Origin of the sequence: Streptomyces griseomycini, from assembly GCF_014203535.1 — a bacterium.
Lineage (GTDB): Bacteria > Actinomycetota > Actinomycetes > Streptomycetales > Streptomycetaceae > Streptomyces > Streptomyces griseomycini.
This window is the reverse complement of the sequence record NZ_JACHJI010000008.1, coordinates 292235-313033: the sequence shown is the minus strand read 5'-3', so window position 1 is coordinate 313033 and position 20799 is coordinate 292235. Positions and strand designations below refer to the sequence as shown.

Below are 20799 nucleotides of genomic sequence, written 5' to 3'. Positions count from 1 at the left end.
TCTCAATGGAGACAGGACGTGTCCCGTCAGGTGTTCCTCTACGACCAACCGGAACGTTTCGTGGCCGGTACGGTCGGACTGCCAGGGCGCCGTACGTTCTTCCTCCAGGCCTCCGCCGGCTCCCGGGTGACCAGCGTGGCCCTGGAGAAGACCCAGGTCGCGGCGCTCGCCGAGCGCATGGATGAACTGCTCGACGAGGTCGTGCGCCGCAGCGGCGGCAGCGCCGCGGTCCCCGCCATGGCTCCGACCGAGATCACCGACACCGCCCCGCTGGACACCCCCGTGGAGGAGGAGTTCCGCGTCGGCACCATGGCGCTCGCCTGGGACGGCGAGGAGCAGCGCATGATCGTCGAGGCCCAGGCCCTCGTCGAACTGGACGCCGAGTCCGAGGAGGACCTCGCCGAGGCCGAGGAACGGCTGCTCCAGGACGAGGAGAACGGGCCCCCGATGCTCCGGGTCCGGCTCACCGGCGCGCAGGCCCGGGCCTTCGCCAAGCGCGCCCTCGACGTCGTCAACGCCGGGCGGCCGCCGTGCCCGCTGTGCAGCCTCCCGCTCGACCCGGAAGGACACGTATGTCCGCGCCAGAACGGATACCGCCGCGGAGCGTGACGGCCGCCGACCCGGCCGCCGCCGTCCTGCTCGCCGAGGGCGAGCTGACCGTGCGCGGACGCATCCGTGAGGCGTCGAACGCGGCGCTGTACTGCACCGTCACGCACGAGGGCCGCGAGGCCGCCTGCGTCTACAAGCCGGTCGCCGGGGAGCGGCCCCTGTGGGACTTCCCCGACGGCACGCTCGCCGGACGCGAGGTCGCCGCGTACGAGGTCTCCGAGGCGACCGGCTGGGGGCTCGTGCCGCCCACCGTGCTGCGGGACGGCCCGTACGGCGAGGGCATGTGCCAGCTGTGGATCGAGACGGCGCCGGGGGCGGAACTGCTCGCCCTGGTGGACGGCGAGGAGCCGGAGCCGGGCTGGAAGGCGATCGGCTTCGCGGAGGTCGGCGAGGGCCGCACCGCGCTGCTCGTGCACGCCGACGACGAACGGCTGCGCCGGCTGGCCGTGCTCGACGCGGTGATCAACAACGCCGACCGCAAGGGCGGGCACCTGCTGCCCACCGCGGGGAACCGGCTGTACGGCATCGACCACGGGGTCACCTTCAACGTCGAGGACAAGCTGCGCACCCTGCTGTGGGGCTGGGCGGGGGAGCCGCTGACCGAGGAGGCGCTCGACGTCCTCAAGGGCCTCAGGAAGGCCCTCACGGACGGCGGCGCGCTCGCCGCCCGGCTGGGTCCCCTGATCACCCCCGCGGAGATCGACGCCACGCGCACGCGTGTCGAGTCGCTGATCGCCACCGGCACCCACCCGGAGCCCGGCGGACAGTGGCCGGCGATCCCCTGGCCCCCGGTCTGAGCGGACCCGAAGCACGTCGGGCGGCGGTGCGCAAGAGCGCCTTCCCGGTCATCCGGCCTGCTCCCGTTCGTATTCGGAACTGCGGTCCGGTTAGGCTCAAGGCATGTATGCCTGGCCCGCTTCCGAAGTCCCCGCCCTGCCCGGTCAGGGCCGCGACCTGAGGATCCACGACACCGCGACCGGGGGTCCGATCACCCTCGACCCCGGTCCCGTCGCCCGCATCTACGTCTGCGGCATCACCCCGTACGACGCCACCCACATGGGGCACGCGGCGACGTACAACGCGTTCGACCTCGTGCAGCGCGTGTGGCTCGACACCAAGCGGCAGGTGCACTACGTCCAGAACGTCACCGACGTCGACGACCCGCTGCTGGAGCGGGCCGCCCGGGACGGCCTCGACTGGGCCGCCCTGGCGGAGAAGGAGACCGCGCTCTTCCGCGAGGACATGACCGCCCTGCGGATGCTGCCGCCGCGGCACTACATAGGCGCCGTGGAGGCCATACCCGGCATCGTCCCGCTCGTCGAGCGGCTGCGCGACCTCGGCGCGGCCTACGAGCTCGAGGGCGACATCTACTTCTCCGTCGAGTCCGACCCGCACTTCGGCCAGGTCTCGCACCTCGACGCCGCCGCCATGCGGCTGCTGTCCGCCGAGCGCGGCGGGGACCCGGACCGTCCGGGCAAGAAGAACCCCGTCGACCCGATGCTCTGGATGGCCGCCCGCGAGGGCGAGCCGAGCTGGGACGGCGGCTCGCTCGGCCGGGGCCGCCCCGGCTGGCACATCGAGTGCGTGGCCATCGCCCTCGACCACCTCGGCATGGGCTTCGACGTCCAGGGCGGCGGCTCCGACCTGGTCTTCCCGCACCACGAGATGGGCGCCTCCCACGCCCAGGTGCTCACCGGCGAGTTCCCCATGGCCAAGGCGTACGTCCACGCCGGCATGGTCGCCCTGCACGGCGAGAAGATGTCCAAGTCCAAGGGCAACCTGGTCTTCGTGTCCGCGCTGCGGCGCGAGGGCGTGGACCCGGCGGCGATCCGGCTGGCGCTGCTCGCCCACCACTACCGCGCCGACTGGGAGTGGACCGACCAGGTCCTCCAGGACGCCGTGACCCGCCTCGGCCGCTGGCGCGCCGCCGTCTCCCGGCCCGACGGCCCGCCCGCCGAGGCCCTGGTCGAGGAGATCCGCGAGGCGCTCGCCGACGACCTGGACGCCCCGGCCGCGCTGGCCGCCGTCGACCGCTGGGTCGCGCTCCAGGAGCGGAGCGGCGGTACGGACACGGGCGCGCCCGGCGTGGTCTCCCGCGCGGTGGACGCGCTGCTCGGCGTCGCGCTGTAGGGCGGACGCGAGAGGAAGAAGGGGCGCCCCGTTCCCGGAACGGGGCGCCCCTTCGCTCAGTCCTCCGACGACTCCTCGCCGTCCGAGTCCGCCTCCGGCTTCGGCGGCTTCGGCGGGCGGGTGCGTCCGCCCGGGGCGTCCCGCCGGTACGCGCTGTCCGAGCCGTCGGCCGTGGCGTGTCCGCCGGACGGACCCGACGCCCCGTCACGGCGCCGCAGGTAGCGCTCGAACTCGCGGGCGATCGCCTCGCCCGACGCCTCCGGCAGCTCGGCGGTGTCCCGGGCCTCCTCCAGCGTCTGGACGTACTCGGCGACCTCGCTGTCCTCCGCGGCCAGCTGGTCCACGCCCACCTGCCAGGCGCGCGCGTCCTCGGGCAGCTCGCCCAGCGGGATCCGCACGTCGATCAGGTCCTCGAGGCGGTTGAGGAGGGCCAGGGTCGCCTTCGGGTTGGGTGGCTGCGACACGTAGTGCGGGACCGCCGCCCACAGCGACACCGCCGGGACGCCGGCGTGCGTGCACGCCTCCTGGAGGATGCCGACGATGCCCGTGGGGCCCTCGTACTTGGTCTCCTCCAGGTCCATGCGGCGGGCCAGGTCCGGGTCGGACGTGGTCCCGCTGATCGGGACCGGACGGGTGTGCGGGGTGTCACCGAGCAGGGCGCCCAGGATGACCACCAGTTCCACGCCGAGTTCGTGCGCGAAGCCGAGGAGTTCGTTGCAGAACGAGCGCCACCGCATGGACGGTTCGATGCCGCGCACCAGCACCAGGTCGCGCGGCTTCTCGCCGCCGACCCGGACCACCGACAACCGCGTCGTCGGCCAGGTGATCCTGCGCACCCCGCCGTCCATGAACACCGTGGGGCGGTTCACCTGGAAGTCGTAGTAGTCCTCGGCGTCCAGCGCCGCGAACACCTCGCCCTTCCACTCCCTGTCCAGATGCGCGACCGCGGTGGAAGCGGCGTCGCCGGCATCGTTCCAGCCCTCGAACGCGGCCACCATGACCGGGTCGATCAGCTCGGGAACCCCCTCGAGCTCGATCACCCAGCGCCTCCTTCCGACGTGCCCTCGCGTACGTCCCAACCTTACGGCGTGCCCGGGGGGACGCCCGCAACCCCCTCACAGGGGGAGTGCCCCATCACTGCCCCGCCGGGCACCGGGAAACACCCCCGCAGATCCGGGCGCCGAAGACGCGCGGCGGGTGCGCGGCAGGGCTCACAGCGTGGAGCGCAGCCACTGCTCCACGCTCGCGATGTGCACCGTCGCCCAGGACCGCGCCGCCTCGGCGTCCCGGTCCCGCAGGGCGGCGAGGATCGCCCGGTGCTCGCGCAGGGTGCGGCCGACCGCGTCCTCCTGGGTGAGGCCGCGCCAGACGCGGGCCCGCGTCGTGGGCCCGGACAGACCGTCGAGCAGGGAGCACAGCACGGAGTTGCCGGCGCCGCGCACGACGGTCCGGTGGAAGTCCAGGTCGGCGGCGACCAGGTCCTCCACGGACGGCTCGTCGCCGAGCTCGTCCAACTTCTTCGCGAGCGCGTCCAGTTGCTCCTCGCCGAGCCGGGTGGCCGCGAGGGCCGTCGCGGCCGGTTCCAGGATGCGGCGCACGGCGAGGAACTCCAGGACCGTGTCGTCGCGGTGGAAGTCGACGACGAAACTCAGCGCCTCCAGCAGGAGTTGCGGATCGAGGCTGGTGACGTACGTGCCGTCGCCCTGCCGCACGTCCAGGATGCGGATGAGCGACAGCGCACGCACCGCCTCGCGCAGGGAGTTGCGGGACAGCCCCAGTCCGGCGGCGAGTTCGCCCTCCCTGGGCAGTCGGTCACCGGGGCGCAGAGCGCCGGAGACGATCATTCCCTTGATCTTCTCGATCGCCTCGTCGGTGACTGCCATGTCCGGCCTCCCTGCGGATCAGACCTCCGGTGTGCCCGCCATTATGCGGACCCGGCGGACCGGCCGGTCCCGCTCACGGCACCGGCTCCGGGGTGGGCCCGGCGTGCGGGGGGACGCCGTGGTCGCCCGTCCCCGGGACGGACGGCTCGAGCCGGCGCGCCGCGTCGACCGCGCCCGGGGCGACACCGACGATGCGCAGGCCGCGGCGCTGGTGGAAGCGCAGCGCGTCCGGGCTGCCGTCGGTGGCCACCAGCCGCACCCGGCGCGCCCTCCGCGGGCGACCTCGACGACCGCGCGGGGCAGCGCGCCGCCCGCCCCGGCGTGCCGCACCACCGCGTCCACCGTGACGACCTCCAGGGCGCCGTCGGCGACCGCGTGCGTGAGCAGCCCGGCCGGGACGCCCTCCCGCTCGGCGACCGGCGCCGGCGGCCGTGCCGCGTCGTACCCGGTCCCGTGGCCCACGACGGTCGTGCCTCCCCGGGAGGAGACGGGCGGACCGGTGACCGCCGCACGGTCGGCGGCGGTCGCGGCGCGGACGCGGAGGTCTCCCGCGGCGGCACGCCCCGAGGCCCCGGGCCGGTCCCGGGCAGGGGAGGGGGCGGCTCCGTCGGCGCGGAGCCGCCCCCCCCTCCCCGTACCGGCCCCCGTGCGGGGGAGCCGGGGCCTCTCGGCCGCATCCCGTCGGGCGAGTGCCGGCCTACTTCTTGTCGAGCAGCTCCTGGACGTTCGCGCGGACCTCGTCCGTGGCCAGGCCGCGGATCGTCAGGGTGGTGCGGCGGCGCAGCACGTCGTCCACCGTCTCGGCCCACTCGTGGTCGCGGGCCCACACGACCTGCGCCCAGATCTCCGGGGCGTCCGGGTGGACGCGCCGGCCCAGCGCCGGGTCCTCGTTCGCCAGGCGGGCGATGTCGAAGGCCAGCGAACCGTAGTGGGTGGCCAGGTGCCTGGCGGTGTCCGCGGCCATGCGCGGGCCGGGCGCGGGGCCGTCGACCAGCAGCCGGTGGGCGACCGCGCGCGGGTTGGCGACACCCGGCAGCGGCAGCTTCTTCGGCAGCGCGGAGACCGGCTCGAAGCCGTCGCCCAGCGGGTGACCCGGCAGCTCCTGGAGCTTCCGCATCACCGTACGGCCGATGTGGCGGAACGTGGTCCACTTGCCGCCCGCGACGGACAGCATCCCGCCCCGGCCCTCGGTGACCACCGTCTCCCGCTTGGCCTTCGCCGTGTCCCCGGGACCGCCCGGCAGCACCCGCAGGCCGGCGAACGCGTAGGTGATCAGGTCACGGTCGAGCTGCTGGTCGCGGATGGAGAACGCGGCCTCGTCGAGGATCTGGGATATGTCCTTGTCGTCGACCGCGACGTCCGCCGGGTCGCCCTCGAACACCTCGTCGGTCGTGCCGAGCAGCAGCATGTCCTCCCAGGGGAGGGCGAAGGTGATCCGGTACTTGTCGATCGGGGTGGCCAGCGCGGCCTTCCACGGGGAGGTCCGCTTCAGGACCAGGTGCGCGCCCTTCGACAGGCGGATGGACGGCGCGGCGTTCGGGTCCTCCATGCGGCGCAGGTGGTCGACCCACGGGCCGGTCGCGTTCAGCACGAGCCGGGCGTTCACGCCGAACTCGTCGCCCGAGAGGCGGTCGCGCAGCTCGGCGCCGGTGACCCGGCCGTTGGTGAAGCGCAGCCCCGTCACCTCGGCGTGGTTGAGGACGACGGCGCCCGCGTCGACGGCCGCGCGGACCGTCATCAGCGCCATGCGCGCGTCGTTCATCTGGTCGTCGCCGTACACGGCCACGGCCTTGAGGTTCTCGGTGCGCAGCTCCGGCACGTCCGCCTGCGCCTTGGCGGGGGACAGCAGGTGCCCGACGCCGTCGCCGAAGGCCGACAGCATCGAGTACGCGAAGACACCGGCCCCGAGCTTCGCCGCGCCGTGCGGCCCGCCCTTGTACACGGGGAGGTAGAACGTGAGCGGGTTCGCCAGGTGGGGGGCCACCTGGCGGGAGACCGCACGGCGCTCGAAGTGGTTCTCCGCCACCAGCTTCACCGCGCCGGTCTGCAGGTAGCGCAGACCGCCGTGGAGCAGCTTGGAGGAGGCGGAGGAGGTGGCGCCGGCGAAGTCGCCGGCGTCCACCAGGGCCACCCTGAGGCCGGACTGCGCGGCGTGCCAGGCGGTGGAGATGCCCAGGATGCCGCCGCCGATCACGAGAAGGTCGTACGACGCCTTGGAGAGCTGCTCCCGGGTCTCGGCGCGGCTCGGGTTCGAGCCGGACGCCGGGTGCGTCCCCAGGGCAGGCACGGACTGCAGGGTGGACTGGGTGGTCATGGCGGTTTCTTACTCCTCGTCCTCGAGCCAGCCCATGGTCCGCTCGACGGCCTTGAGCCAGTTCTTGTACTCACGGTCGCGGGTCTCCGCGTCCATGCGGGGGGTCCACTCGGCGGCCCGCCGCCAGTTGGCGCGCAGGTCGTCGGTGCTGTTCCAGAAGCCGACGGCGAGGCCGGCGGCGTAGGCGGCGCCGAGGCAGGTGGTCTCGGCGACCATCGGGCGCACCACGGGGGCGTCCAGGAAGTCCGAGAGCGTCTGCATCAGCAGGTTGTTGGAGGTCATGCCGCCGTCGACCTTGAGGGCGGTCAGCTCCACACCGGAGTCCTTCGTCATGGCGTCCGCGATCTCCCGCGTCTGCCAGGCGGTGGCCTCCAGGACGGCGCGCGCGAGGTGCGCCTTGGTGACGTACCGGGTGAGGCCGGCGATCACACCGCGGGCGTCGGAGCGCCAGTACGGGGCGAACAGGCCGGAGAAGGCCGGCACGAAGTAGGCGCCGCCGTTGTCCTCGACCGAGAGCGCGAGCGTCTCGATCTCGGCGGCGGTGGAGATCAGGCCCATCTGGTCGCGCATCCACTGCACCAGCGAGCCGGTGACGGCGATCGAGCCCTCCAGGGCGTAGACCGGCTTCTGGCCGCCGATCCGGTAGCCGACGGTGGTCAGCAGACCGCTGTAGGAGTTGATGATCTTGTCACCGGTGTTCATCACCATGAAGGTGCCGGTGCCGTACGTCGACTTGGTCTCGCCCTCGGAGAAGCAGGTCTGGCCGAACAGGGCCGCCTGCTGGTCGCCGAGCGCGGAGGCGACCGGGATGCCGCCGAGCAGGTCGCCCAGCTTGCCGCCCTTGATCTCGCCGTAGACCTCGGCGGAGGAGCGGATCTCGGGGAGCATCGCCAGCGGGACGCCGATGGACTCGGCGATCCTCTCGTCCCACTGCATGGTGTGCAGGTTCATCAGCAGGGTGCGGGACGCGTTGGTCACGTCGGTGACGTGGTGGCCGCCGTCGACGCCACCGGTCAGGTTCCAGATGACCCAGGTGTCCATGGTGCCGAAGAGGATGTCGCCCGCCTCGGCGCGCTCCTGGAGCCCCTCGACGTTGTCGAGCAGCCAGCGGGCCTTGGGGCCGGCGAAGTAGGAGGCGAGGGGGAGGCCGGTCTCGCGGCGGAAGCGGTCCTGGCCGACGTTGCGGCCGAGCTCGCGGCACAGGGCGTCGGTGCGGGTGTCCTGCCAGACGATGGCGTTGTGGACGGGCTCGCCGGTGTTCCTGTCCCACAGCACGGTGGTCTCGCGCTGGTTGGTGATGCCGATGGCCTTGATGTCGTCGCGGGTGATGCCGGCCTTCTCGATGGCTCCGGCGACGACCTCCTGGACGTTGGTCCAGATCTCGGTGGCGTCGTGCTCGACCCAGCCCGGCTTGGGGAAGATCTGCTCGTGCTCCTTCTGGTCGACGGAGACGATGCGCCCGTCGCGGTCGAAGACGATGCAGCGGGACGAGGTGGTGCCCTGGTCGATGGCTGCGATGAACGGGCCGGCGGTGTGGGCGTCGGTCACTGTGTGCTCCTGGGAGTTCCTTGGTGGAGGGGCTGTGCGTACGGCGCTTCTGCGGGATTCGGGGGCGCGGCGGACCGGTCGCCTAGGCGAAGGCGACGTTGTAGATGCCGGCCGCGAGGGCGCCGCCGATCAGCGGGCCGACCACCGGGATCCAGGCGTAGGCCCAGTCGGAGCCGCCCTTGTTGGGCAGGGGCAGCAGGGCGTGCACGATGCGCGGACCGAGGTCGCGGGCCGGGTTGATCGCGTAACCGGTCGGGCCGCCGAGCGACAGACCGATGGAGACGACCACGAGTGCCGTGATCAGACCGCCCAGCACACCGAGGCCGTTGCCCGCGTCGTTCAGGCCCTGGGTGAGCACGGCGAGCAGCAGGACGACGGTGCCGATGACCTCCGTCGCGAGGTTCTGCACCGTGTTCCGGATCTCCGGACCGGTGGAGAAGACGCCGAGGACGGGGCCGGCGCCCTTCTCCTGGGCCTCGACCGCCTTGGCGGCGGTGGCCTGCGCGCCCGGACCGCCGACGATCTCCTTGTCGGTCAGGTGCGCCTGGAACTGGCCGTAGTAGGCGATCCAGACCAGGGTCGCGCCGATCATCGCGCCGAGGAACTCTCCGGCGAAGTAGGTCGGAACGTTGCTCCACTCGCCGTCCTTGATGGCGAGCGCCACGGTCACGGCCGGGTTGAGGTGGGCGCCGGAGAGCGGACCGGCGATGTACACCGCGGTCATGACGGCGAAGCCCCACCCGAAGGCGATGGCGAGCCAGCCGGCGTTACGGGCCTTGGAGGCCTTCAGCGTCACGGCGGCACACACACCGCCGCCGAGCAGGATGAGTATGGCGGTACCGATGGTCTCGCCGATGAAGATGTCGGAGCTGGACACCCGCGACTCCTTTGTCCTTCGTCCAGGGAGCCGACCCCCGGGTCCCACCGGGGATTGGCGCCCTCAGGGGTGAGAGCGATGCCGGCCCTTGGCGTTGTCACACTCTAGCGCGTATTGCCGGTAGGTGTTCGACAATGCCGACCGATGGACGGGAGTCTTGCCCGGCGTCACGCACCCGTCAAGAGTTTGGTTCTCGAAAGCGCGATCGTTATTGATCGCCGCGAATCGCCGATCTCCGGGGGGTGTTCTGTCATGGTTGGCCCGATATGCCTGCACCAGGGTACGGCTGCGACCGGGATGCTCCGCGGCATCCCGGTCCCCATGCGTGCGACAGGCCCCTCGCGGTGCTCAGAACCGCCCGGCGCCCAGGTCCCGCGACACCGCGCGGGCGCAGTCCCGTACCGCCGCGATCAGCTCGGGGCGCAGCTCGCCGTCCCGGCGCAGCCGCTCCACCGCGCCCGTGACGCCCACCGCGCCCACCGGCATGCGCCGCCGGTCGTGGATGGGCGCCGCCACGGACGCCACGCCCTCCCAGGTCTCCTCGACGTCCGCCGCGTAACCACGCGCGCGCGTGAGGTCGAGGATGTGCTCAAAGGCGTCCAGCTCGCACACCGTGCGGTCGGTGAACGCCTTGCGGTCGGCCTCCAGGGCCTCGCTGTGCGCCACCGGGTCGTAGGCCGACAGCACCTTGCCCAGGGCGGTGGAGTGCAGTGGCTGCATGGCCCCTATCTCCAGGACCTGCCGGCTGTCGTCGGGCCGGAAGACGTGGTGCACGATCAGCACGCCCTGCTGGTGCAGCACGCCCAGGTAGACGCTCTCGCCGCTGGAGCGGGCCAGGTCGTCCGTCCACACCAGGGCGCGCGCCCGCAGTTCGTGCACGTCGAGATAGGTGGTCCCCAGGCGCAGCAGCTCGGCGCCCAGCTGGTAGCGCCCGGAGGTGTCGTCCTGCTCGACGAACCCCTCCTGCTGGAGGGTGCGCAGTATGCCGTGGGCGGTGCCCTTGGCGAGGCCCAGCGACGAGGCGATGTCCGACAGGCCGAGCCGTCGCTCGCCACCCGCGAGCAACCGCAGCATCGCCGCCGCCCGTTCGAGCGACTGGATGTTCCGTGCCATCGCCGTACTGCCTCCGTCCCGTTCGACCGTCGACCCGCGACGCCGCTGCCGCCGTTCGGCAATGTCGAACACTACCGGTCCATGCCGACCTCTCGCTAATGGTCGGCCGTGATCCGTTGCGCCGTCCGTGCTCCGCACGCCGGCCGCCGGCCATCATCGTCCGGCCCGTGGACGCCCTGAACATCAGGACGCGGTCCCGGATACCCTGACGGCGTGCGTCCTGCCGGGAAAGTCCGACGACCGGTTTTTCCGGGCAGCCGCAAAGCCGACAGCCGTCGCACCTGAGGGAGCCCCTTTCATGGCCTCGTTGCCGCTGACCCCTTCCGCCGACAGCCGGACCCGTGCGTCCGCCCTCCGTGAGGCGTTCGCCACCCGTGTGGTGGTCGCCGACGGGGCGATGGGCACCATGCTCCAGGCCCAGGACCCCACGCTCGAGGACTTCGAGAACCTCGAAGGCTGCAACGAGATCCTGAACCTGACCCGCCCGGACATCGTCCGTTCGGTCCACTCCGCGTACTTCGACGCCGGTGTCGACTGCGTGGAGACCAACACCTTCGGCGCCAACCTCACCGCCCTCGGCGAGTACGACATCGCGGAGCGCGTCGCGGAGCTCTCCGAGGCCGGCGCGCGCATCGCCCGCGAGACCGCCGACGAGTTCGGCGCCCGCGACGGCCGTCAGCGGTGGGTCCTCGGCTCCATGGGCCCCGGCACCAAGCTGCCCACCCTCGGCCACACCACCTTCACCGCGATCCGTGACGCCTACCAGCAGAACGCGGAGGGCCTGCTGGCCGGCGGCGCCGACGCGCTGCTCGTGGAGACCACCCAGGACCTGCTGCAGACCAAGGCCTCGGTCATCGCCGCCCGCCGGGCCATGGAGGTCGCCGGCTACGACGTGCCCCTGATCGTCTCGGTGACGGTCGAGACGACCGGGACGATGCTGCTGGGTTCGGAGATCGGTGCGGCGCTGACGGCGCTGGAACCGCTGGGCATCGACATGATCGGCCTGAACTGCGCGACCGGCCCGGCCGAGATGAGCGAGCACCTGCGCTACCTGGCCCGGCACGCGCGCGTGCCGCTGTCGTGCATGCCGAACGCGGGGCTGCCGGTCCTGACGGCCGAGGGCGCGCACTACCCGCTGACGCCCCCGGAGCTGGCCGACGCCCAGGAGACCTTCGTCCGGGACTACGGCCTGAGCCTGGTCGGCGGCTGCTGCGGCACCACCCCGGAGCACCTGCGCCGGCTCGTGGAGCGGGTGCGCGGTGTGACCCCGCCCGAGCGCGACCCCCGGCCCGAGCCGGGCGCCGCCTCCCTCTACCAGAGCGTGCCGTTCCGGCAGGACACGTCGTACCTGGCGATCGGCGAGCGGACGAACGCGAACGGGTCGAAGAAGTTCCGCGAGGCCATGCTGGAGGGCCGCTGGGACGACTGCGTGGAGATGGCCCGGGAGCAGATCCGCGAGGGCGCGCACATGCTGGACCTGTGCGTGGACTACGTCGGCCGCGACGGCGTCGCCGACATGGAGGAACTGGCCGGACGGTTCGCGACCGCCTCCACGCTGCCGATCGTGCTGGACTCCACCGAGGTCGAGGTGATCCGGGCCGGGCTGGAGAAGCTGGGCGGCCGCGCGGTGATCAACTCGGTGAACTACGAGGACGGCGACGGGCCCGACTCCCGGTTCGCCCGCGTCACCCGGCTGGCCCAGGAGCACGGTGCCGCGCTGATCGCGCTCACCATCGACGAGGAGGGCCAGGCCCGCACCGCCGAGAAGAAGGTCGAGATCGCCGAACGGCTGATCGACGACCTGACCGGCAACTGGGGCATCCGCGAGGAGGACATCCTCGTCGACTGTCTGACCTTCACCATCTGCACCGGCCAGGAGGAGTCCCGCAAGGACGGCCTGGCCACCGTCGAGGGCATCCGCGAGCTCAAGCGGCGCCACCCGCGCGTGCAGACCACCCTCGGCCTGTCGAACATCTCCTTCGGCCTCAACCCGGCCGCGCGGATCCTGCTGAACTCCGTCTTCCTGGACGAGTGCGTCAAGGCGGGCCTGGACTCGGCGATCGTGCACGCGTCGAAGATCCTGCCGATCGCCCGGTTCAGCGAGGAAGAGGTCACCACGGCCCTCGACCTGATCTACGACCGCCGACGCGAGGGCTACGACCCGCTGCAGAAGCTGATGCAGCTGTTCGAGGGGGCGACCGCCAAGTCGCTGAAGGCCGGCAAGGCCGAGGAACTGGCCGCGCTGCCGCTGGAGGAGCGCCTGAAGCGCCGCATCATCGACGGCGAGCGCAACGGCCTGGAGGCCGACCTGGACGAGGCCCTGCGGACCCGTCCCGCGCTGGCGATCGTCAACGACACCCTGCTCGACGGCATGAAGGTGGTCGGCGAGCTGTTCGGCTCCGGGCAGATGCAGCTGCCGTTCGTGCTGCAGTCCGCCGAGGTGATGAAGGCCGCCGTGGCCCACCTCGAGCCGCACATGGAGAAGACCGACGAGGCGGGCAAGGGCACCATCGTGCTGGCCACCGTGCGCGGCGACGTGCACGACATCGGCAAGAACCTCGTCGACATCATCCTGTCGAACAACGGCTACAACGTGGTCAACCTGGGCATCAAGCAGCCGGTCTCGGCGATCCTGGACGCCGCCGCCGAGCACAAGGCGGACGTGATCGGCATGTCCGGGCTGCTGGTGAAGTCCACGGTGATCATGAAGGAGAACCTGGAGGAGCTCAACCAGCGCGGGCTGGCCGCCGACTACCCGGTCATCCTCGGCGGAGCGGCGCTGACCCGCGCCTACGTCGAGCAGGACCTGCACGGGATCTACCAGGGCGAGGTCCGCTACGCCCGCGACGCCTTCGAGGGCCTGCGCCTGATGGACGCCCTCATCGGCGTCAAGCGCGGGGTGCCCGGCGCGAAGCTGCCCGAGCTGAGGCAGCGGCGGGTCCGCGCCGCCACCGTGGAGATCGAGGAGCGCCCCGAGACCGGACACGTGCGCTCGGACGTCGCCACCGACAACCCGGTCCCCACCCCGCCGTTCTGGGGCACCCGCGTGATCAAGGGCATCCAGCTCAAGGAGTACGCGAGCTGGCTCGACGAGGGCGCGCTGTTCAAGGGCCAGTGGGGCCTGAAGCAGGCCCGCACCGGCGAGGGGCCGACCTACGAGGAACTCGTCGAGACCGAGGGCCGGCCCCGGCTGCGCGGCCTGCTGGACCGGCTCCAGACGGAGAACCTGCTGGAGGCGGCCGTCGTCTACGGCTACTTCCCGTGCGTGTCCAAGGACGACGACCTCATCATCCTCGACGAGGCCGGCAACGAGCGCACCCGCTTCACCTTCCCCCGCCAGCGCCGCGGCCGGCGGCTGTGCCTGGCGGACTTCTTCCGCCCGGAGGAGTCCGGCGAGAGGGACGTCGTCGGCCTCCAGGTGGTCACCGTCGGCTCCCGCATCGGCGAGGAGACCGCGCGGATGTTCGAGGCCAACGCCTACCGCGACTACCTCGAGCTGCACGGCCTGTCCGTCCAGCTGGCCGAGGCCCTCGCCGAGTACTGGCACGCGCGCGTGCGCTCCGAGCTCGGTTTCGCCGGTGAGGACCCGGCCGCGATGGAGGACATGTTCGCCCTCAAGTACCGGGGCGCCCGCTTCTCCCTCGGCTACGGCGCCTGCCCGGACCTGGAGGACCGCGCGAAGATCGCCGATCTGCTCGAGCCCGAACGCATCGGCGTGCAGCTCTCCGAGGAGTTCCAGCTGCACCCCGAGCAGTCCACCGACGCCATCGTGATCCACCACCCGGAGGCGAAGTACTTCAACGCCCGCTGAGGCCCTGAACGCCCGCCGGGCCCGGGGAAGGGGCCCGTGCGCGGCAGGAGGCACGTGCTGCGCGCACGACGTACACTGGTCGGTCCACTGCAGGCCGGTTCCCGCGAGGGAACCGGCCTGATCGTCCCTGTGAAGGAGGTACGTGGATGACCAGCACGGTCCCCGCGCTAGGAACCAGAACGACCGAGGGCTCGGCCCTGCAGGCCGTGCTCCTGGACATGGACGGCACCCTGGTGGACACCGAGGGCTTCTGGTGGGACGTCGAGTGCGAGGTCTTCGCCTCCCTCGGCCACACCCTCGACGACTCCTGGCGCCAGGTCGTGGTCGGCGGCCCCATGAGCCGCAGCGCGGGGTTCCTGATCGAGGCGACCGGGGCCGACATCGACCTGGCCGAGCTGACGGTGCTGCTCAACGACGGTTTCGAGGACCGCATCGACCACGCCCTGCCGCTGATGCCGGGCGCCGCGCGGCTGCTCGCCGAACTGGCCGAGCATGAGATCCCCACCGCCCTCGTCTCCGCCTCGCACCGGCGCATCATCGACCGGGTGCTGGCCAGGCTGGGCCCGCAGCACTTCGCGCTGTCGGTCGCCGGCGACGAGGTCCCGCGCACCAAGCCGCACCCCGACCCGTATCTGGCGGCTGCCGCCGGGCTCGGTGCGGACCCCCTGAGGTGCGCCGTCGTCGAGGACACCGCGACCGGCGTCGCCGCCGCCGAGGCCGCGGGCTGCCAGGTCGTGGCGGTGCCCTCCGTGGCCCCGATCGCCCCGGCCGTCCGGCGCACCGTCGTCCCCTCGCTGGAAGTCGTCGACCTGACATTTCTGCGCGGCCTGATGACGGAAATGCTCTAGGCGTTCACCCAGCGTGCAGCAGCGTTAGGGCCGGAATTCACATCGCTCGCACCCGCGCCCCCGGACAGGTGTCCGAAAGAATTCGCTCCGTTGCCGATGGCTGAATTCCGGTGCCGTCGAACCCGTTTTCACATGTGATGTTCACCACGCCGGAGGGGGTCGACAGGGGGGTCGGCATGTGCCGTCCACCCCTTTTCGGTGTTCATCGGTGCGCCCTTGTGTCCCGTTTGGTGAGAAGCTGCACCAATCCTTCCCCGGTCACATCTGCCGGTGCGTTCACACCTGGTTTCACTGCGTGATGGCACCTCAACTCCGGTGGCTGCGAGCCCTCCTGCGGGCGCGCACTAACCTCGTCGCGAGAACATCACCCCTACCCCGTGAGCCGCTGCAACACCCTGCGTGCCGGATACACGGAGTCGACAGTCCTGGAGAAACTCGAGCATGAACCGCAAGACTTTGGTGCTGGCGGCCGCGATGGGCCTGCTCGCGCCGGTGCTCGCCGCCTGTGGTGACACCGAGGGCGGGAGCGGCGACGGCGACGCGATCACCGTCGGCACCACGGACCGGTTCACCGCCTCGAAGGCCGCCCCCGCGCCCCTCGACCCGGCCTACGCCTACGACGTCGGCACCTGGAACATCCTGCGCCAGACCGTGCAGACCCTGATGATCCAGCCGCGCGGCGAGGGCGAGCCGGTGCCCGAGGCCGCCGAGTCCTGCGGCTTCACCGATGCCGGCAACGAGCGTTACAGCTGCACCCTGCGCGACGGCCTGAAGTTCGCGAACGGCGACGAGATGACCGCCGCCGACGTGAAGTTCTCCATCGACCGCGCCCGCTCGATCAAGGCCGACAGCGGTGTGTCCGCGCTGCTGTCCACCATCGACACCGTCGAGACGCAGGGCGACCGCGAGGTGATCTTCCACCTCAAGACCGCCGACGCCACCTTCCCGTACAAGCTCTCCACCCCGGTCGCCGGCATCGTCAACTCGGACGACTACGACAAGGGCGGGCTGCGCGAGGGCTTCGAGGTGGACGGCTCGGGCCCGTACACCCTGGAGGCGAAGGTCGAGGGCGAGCGGATGGTCCGGGCGACGTTCACCAAGAACCCCTCCTACAAGGGGGCGTTGGAGGTGAACAACGACAAGGTCGAGATCGTCTCCTTCGAGGACGCCGACGCCATGGGCGCCGCGCTGGAGAAGAATGACATCGACGTCATGTCCCGCTCCATGTCGCCGGAGCAGATCCGCGAGCTCGCGGGCAACGCCAAGGACGAGGTCGACCTGGTCGAGATGCCCGGTCTGGAGATCCGCTACCTGGCCTTCAACACCGAGGCCGAGTCCGTGAAGGACAAGGCGGTCCGCCAGGCGATGGCCCAGGTCATCAACCGCAGCGAGCTGGTCGCCAAGGTCTACGGCTCCCAGGCCGAGCCGCTGTACTCGCTGGTCCCGGCGAGCATCACCGGCCACTCCAACTCGTTCTTCAACACGTACGGCGAGCCCAGCGACGCCGAGGCCCGCAAGCTGCTGAACGAGGCCGGCGTCACCACCCCCGTCAAGCTGACGCTGCACTACACCACCGACCACTACGGTCCGGCCACGAAGAAGGAGTTCGAGCAGCTCCAGAAGCAGCTCAACGACAGCGGCCTGTTCGACGTCGACATCGAGGGCACCCCCTGGGAGACCTTCCGCCCGGCCGGGCAGAAGGGCGAGTACGACGTCTACGGCATGGGTTGGTTCCCCGACTTCCCCGACGCGGACAACTTCCTCGCCCCGTTCCTGGACGAGGACAACTTCCTCGGCTCGCCGTACGCCAACGGCAAGGTCCGGAACGAGCTGATCCCGCAGTCCCGTCGCCAGGCCGACCGGTTGTCCGCCTCCGGCAGCCTGACGGACATTCAGGACATCGTGGCGGACGACGTCCCGGTGCTGCCGCTGTGGCAGGGCAAGCAGTACGTCGCCGCACACGACGACATCACCGGTACCGCCTACGCGCTCAACTCCTCCTCCACCCTCCAGCTGTGGGAGCTCGGCCGTGGTGTGAGCGGCTGACGGATCGCCCCGTTCCGGGCCGGGGGAGGGCGGCCCGGAACATCGAACCGACGACAAAGGCACACACGTGAACCTGCGCAACCAGTGGCCGGTCCTGCCGATCGTGGCGGGGCTGGCCTCCGGCCTGCTGACCGGCTGCGGATCGGAGAACGGCGGCTCCGGGGCCGACGGCTCCAACGTCGTGGTGGGAATGTCCGACGACGTCCTCGCCACCGATCCCGCCTCCGGTTACGACCCCGGCTCCTGGCTGTTGTTCAACAACGTCTTCCAGTCGCTGCTCAGCTTCCCCAAGGGGGCCACCGAGCCGGAGCCGGAGGCCGCCGAGAGCTGCGAGTTCACGGACACCGAGACCAAGGTGTACACGTGCACTCTGAGGGACGGGCTCAAGTTCAGCAACGGTGACCCGCTCACCTCGAAGGACGTGAAGTTCTCCTTCGACCGCATGCTGAAGATCAACGACCCCGAGGGTCCCGCGATCATGTTCCCGATGCTGGAGGAGGTGGAGACGCCGGACGAGAAGACGGTCGTCTTCAGGCTCAACACGCCCGACGCCACCTTCCCCAGCAAGATCGCCTCCGGTGCCGGTTCCATCGTCGACCACCGCCAGTACGACGCGGACGGGCTGCGCGAGGACGGCGAGGCGGTCGGCTCCGGCCCCTACAAGCTGGACTCGTTCGGCGAGGACCAGGCCGTCTTCTCCGTCAACGAGCACTACAAGGGCGCCGTCGACGAGACGCGGAACTCCGGCGTGACGCTGAAGTTCTTCCACGGCGACCAGGACGCCCTCAAGGAGGCCGTCCAGGACGCCGAGGTGGACATCGCCTACCGAGGCCTCACCGCCGAGGCCATCACCGACATCGAGAAGGCCGACGACGGCACCGGCGCCATCGAGGTCATCGAGGGCAGCAGCGCCGAAGTCCAGCACCTGGTCTTCAACATGGACGACCCGGTCGCCGGAAAGCTCGGCGTCCGCAGGGCCATCGCCTACCTGCTCGACCGCGACGCCCTCATCCACGAGGTCTACGAGGGCACGGCCACCCCGCTGTACTCGATCATCCCGGCCGGTATCAACGGCCACAACACCACCTTCTTCGACACCTACGGCGCCCGCCCGTCCAAGGCCAAGGCCGCCGCCGCGCTGCGGGAGGAGGGCATCACCGGCAAGGTGAAGCTCACCCTGTGGTCCACCCCGTCCCGCTACGGCCCCGCCACCGACCAGGAACTGGCCGCGATCGCCAAGCAGCTCAACGCCAGCGGACTGTTCGACGCCGAGATGAAGTCCGTCGACTTCGAGCAGTACGAGAAGGACATCGAGGCCGGCAAGTACGGCGTCTACGTCAAGGGCTGGGTGCCCGACTACCCGGACGCCGACAACTTCACGGGTCCCTTCTTCGGCAAGGGCAACGTGCTGAACAACAACTACGAGAACGACACCATCACCGGCTCGCTCATCCCGCGCACCGCCGCCCAGAGCGACCGCTCCGCCACCGAGAAGGAGTTCGGCCGGCTCCAGGACGTCGTCGCCGAGGAACTGCCGGTCCTCCCCGTCTGGCAGGCCAAGCAGTACGCGGTCGTCCGTGACGACGTCTACGGCCTGGAGTACTGCCTCGACGCCTCGACCGTGTTCCGCTTCTGGGAGCTGAGCAAGGGCTGAGCCCGCCGCACGCGCGCAGAGGGCGCCCCCTTCCACGGAAGGGGGCGCCCTCTGCGCCGTCACGTCCCGTACGGTGACCGGGCGGGCCGCCTCACTGCGCGCCGGGGCGCACCAGCCCGCTCTCGTAGGCGTAGACCGCGGCCTGTACCCGGTCGCGCAGCCCCAGCTTGGTCAGGACATGGCCGACGTGCGTCTTGACGGTGGTCTCACTGACGAACAGGTCGGCGGCGATCTCCGCGTTGGACAGTCCGCGCGCCACCAGCTTCAGCACCTCGACCTCGCGGTCGGTCAGCGTGTGCAGCGTGTCCGGCACCGGCTCGTCACCGGACGGCAGGTGCGTGGCGTACTTGTCGAGCAGCCGGCGCGTGATGCTCGGCGCGAGCATCGCCTCCCCGGCGGCCACCACACGGATCGCCTGCACCAGCTCGCCCGCCGGGGCGTCCTTCAGCAGGAAGCCGCTGGCGCCCGCCCTCAGCGCCTCCACCACGTACTCGTCCAGGTCGAACGTCGTCAGCACCAGCACCTTCGCCGGACCGTTCCGCTCGGGACCGGTGATCTGCCGGGTCGCCTCCACCCCGTCCATCCGCGGCATGCGGATGTCCATCAGCACCACATCGGGCTGCAGCGCCCGCACCTGGTCCAGGGCCTGGAGGCCGTCCCCGGCCTCGCCGACGACCGCGATGTCCTGCTCCGCCTCCAGAATCATCCGGAAGCCCGTACGCAGCAGCGGCTGGTCGTCGACCAGTAGGACGCGGATGGCCACGTAAGTCTCCTTCGCTAGTCCGGCCCCATTCTGCCCTGTTGGGCCCCGCCGGAGTCAGCCGCCCTCACCGGCAGCGGATACGGAGGGGGAGTGCCGCCGAACTCCGGGCAGTGCGCCTGGTGGTCGCACCAGCCGCACAGCTTGGTGGGGCGCGGACGCCAGTCACCCGTCTCGGTCGCCGTCCGGATCGCGTCCCACAGCGCGAGCAGCTTGCGCTCGACCCGCTCCAGGTCGGCGGGGACGGGGTCGTACGTCAGCACGTCGCCGCTGCCCAGGTACACGAGCTGGAGCCGGCGCGGGACCACCCGCTTCAGCCGCCAGATCACCAGGGCGTAGAACTTCATCTGGAACAGCGCGCCCTCGGCGTACTCCGGCCGGGGCGCCTTGCCCGTCTTGTAGTCGACGATCCGCACCTCGCCGGTGGGCGCCACGTCGACCCGGTCGATGATGCCGCGCAGCCTCAGCCCCGAGTCCAGCTCGGCCTCGACGAACAGCTCCCGCTCGGCGGGCTCCAGCCGGCTCGGGTCCTCGAGCGTGAACCAGCGCTCGACCAGCCGCTCCGCCTCCGCCAGCCAACGCGCCAGCCGCTCGCCCTCCGGGTCGTCGGCGAACAGTTCCGCGACCTCCGGCCGGGACTCCCGCAGCCGGTCCCACTGGCCCGGGACCAGCGCCTTCGCGCGCGGCGCGGTGCGCTCGGCCGGCGGGGCGTCGAAGAGGCGCTCCAGCACCGCGTGCACCAGGGTGCCCCTGGTCGCCGCCTCGCTCGGCTTCTCCGGCAGCCGGTCGATGACCCGGAACCGGTACAGCAGCGGGCACTGCATGAAGTCGCTCGCACGCGAGGGGGACAGCGAGGCGGGCGGTGTGGCGGGGGCCCCGGTCACCACGGCCGTGTCCGCCGTCGCTGCCGCCGGACCGGCCGTGACCGGCGGATCGGCCGCCGCGGCCGGGCTGCTGTCGGGGCGCGACGCGCCCTCGGTGCTCGTCTCCATGCCCACAGACCTTACGGCCCGGCACCGACAGTGCCCCACACCCGGCCGGCGCCCGTGGACGAGCCGAGGACGGTCGGTGCGACAGGGGGGCGGGGCCGGGTGACCGAAGGGAGAGGGGGAAAGGAGGGAAGCGGGAGGCGCGACGACGGACGGGGAGCCACAGGGGTGCCGGGGCGGAACGGGCGGCGAAGGCCGCATACCATCGACTCAGGAC

Annotated in this window: 16 protein-coding genes; 7 read left to right on the top strand and 9 right to left on the bottom strand. The window is 71.4% G+C overall.

Translation table 11 applies throughout. The features are described 5' to 3' along the window. The first annotated feature begins 18 nt into the window (after positions 1 to 18). From FHS37_RS23890 to mshC, 3 genes are all read left to right on the top strand, one after another. A complete protein-coding gene (locus FHS37_RS23890; protein WP_184824616.1) occupies positions 19 to 609 on the top strand; it encodes an Rv2134c family protein in 591 nt (196 codons plus the stop codon). Beyond that, positions 573 to 1406: an Rv2133c family protein gene (locus tag FHS37_RS23885; RefSeq protein ID WP_184824614.1), complete on the top strand. Its 834-nt coding sequence runs from the start codon at positions 573 to 575 to the stop codon at positions 1404 to 1406. The genes FHS37_RS23890 and FHS37_RS23885 overlap by 37 nt, the downstream gene beginning before the upstream one ends. 103 nt (positions 1407 to 1509) lie before the next feature. After that, positions 1510 to 2739, top strand: a complete 1230-nt coding sequence (gene mshC / locus FHS37_RS23880) for a cysteine--1-D-myo-inosityl 2-amino-2-deoxy-alpha-D-glucopyranoside ligase (RefSeq protein ID WP_184824612.1) — start codon at positions 1510 to 1512, stop codon at positions 2737 to 2739. A gap of 56 nt (positions 2740 to 2795) precedes the next feature. Here mshC and FHS37_RS23875 read toward each other — a convergent pair whose 3' ends face one another. The 7 genes from FHS37_RS23875 to FHS37_RS23845 form a co-directional block, all read right to left on the bottom strand. Beyond that, positions 2796 to 3779, bottom strand: a complete 984-nt coding sequence (locus FHS37_RS23875; protein WP_184824610.1) for a PAC2 family protein — start codon at positions 3777 to 3779, stop codon at positions 2796 to 2798. Between the two features lie 171 nt (positions 3780 to 3950). Further along, a complete protein-coding gene (locus FHS37_RS23870; protein WP_184824608.1) occupies positions 3951 to 4622 on the bottom strand; it encodes a FadR/GntR family transcriptional regulator in 672 nt (223 codons plus the stop codon). 73 nt (positions 4623 to 4695) lie between these two features. Next, complete coding sequence (locus FHS37_RS23865) at positions 4696 to 4872, bottom strand: hypothetical protein (RefSeq protein WP_184824606.1); 177 nt, start codon at positions 4870 to 4872, stop codon at positions 4696 to 4698. Between the two features lie 447 nt (positions 4873 to 5319). Beyond that, positions 5320 to 6936, bottom strand: coding sequence for a glycerol-3-phosphate dehydrogenase/oxidase (locus FHS37_RS23860; protein WP_184824604.1), 1617 nt, complete (start codon positions 6934 to 6936; stop codon positions 5320 to 5322). Positions 6937 to 6945: 9 nt separating this feature from the next. After that, on the bottom strand, positions 6946 to 8484 hold the full coding sequence (glpK, locus tag FHS37_RS23855; RefSeq protein WP_184824602.1) for a glycerol kinase GlpK: 1539 nt from the start codon (positions 8482 to 8484) through the stop codon (positions 6946 to 6948). Positions 8485 to 8566: 82 nt separating this feature from the next. Then, a complete protein-coding gene (locus FHS37_RS23850) occupies positions 8567 to 9361 on the bottom strand; it encodes an MIP/aquaporin family protein (protein ID WP_184824600.1) in 795 nt (264 codons plus the stop codon). Positions 9362 to 9709: 348 nt separating this feature from the next. Next, a complete protein-coding gene (locus FHS37_RS23845) occupies positions 9710 to 10474 on the bottom strand; it encodes an IclR family transcriptional regulator (RefSeq protein WP_184824598.1) in 765 nt (254 codons plus the stop codon). Positions 10475 to 10772: 298 nt separating this feature from the next. Between FHS37_RS23845 and metH the strand changes: the two genes are divergently transcribed. From metH to FHS37_RS23825, 4 genes are all read left to right on the top strand, one after another. Further along, the gene (gene metH, locus FHS37_RS23840) at positions 10773 to 14285 is read left to right on the top strand and encodes a methionine synthase (protein WP_184824596.1); all 3513 of its coding nucleotides are present in this window, start codon (positions 10773 to 10775) and stop codon (positions 14283 to 14285) included. 146 nt (positions 14286 to 14431) lie between these two features. Further along, entirely contained in the window at positions 14432 to 15133 is a 702-nt protein-coding gene (locus FHS37_RS23835; protein ID WP_184824594.1) for an HAD family hydrolase, read from the top strand. 441 nt (positions 15134 to 15574) lie between these two features. After that, positions 15575 to 17179: an ABC transporter substrate-binding protein gene (locus FHS37_RS23830; protein WP_184824592.1), complete on the top strand. Its 1605-nt coding sequence runs from the start codon at positions 15575 to 15577 to the stop codon at positions 17177 to 17179. Between the two features lie 67 nt (positions 17180 to 17246). Then, positions 17247 to 18833 (top strand): ABC transporter substrate-binding protein, encoded by a 1587-nt coding sequence (locus FHS37_RS23825; protein WP_184824590.1) that lies wholly within the window; start codon positions 17247 to 17249, stop codon positions 18831 to 18833. Between the two features lie 91 nt (positions 18834 to 18924). Here FHS37_RS23825 and FHS37_RS23820 read toward each other — a convergent pair whose 3' ends face one another. Together FHS37_RS23820 and FHS37_RS23815 are read right to left on the bottom strand one after the other, a co-directional pair. Then, entirely contained in the window at positions 18925 to 19596 is a 672-nt protein-coding gene (locus FHS37_RS23820; protein WP_184824588.1) for a response regulator, read from the bottom strand. A gap of 14 nt (positions 19597 to 19610) precedes the next feature. Continuing rightward, positions 19611 to 20585: a RecB family exonuclease gene (locus tag FHS37_RS23815; protein WP_184824586.1), complete on the bottom strand. Its 975-nt coding sequence runs from the start codon at positions 20583 to 20585 to the stop codon at positions 19611 to 19613. Between the last annotated feature and the right edge of the window lie 214 nt (positions 20586 to 20799).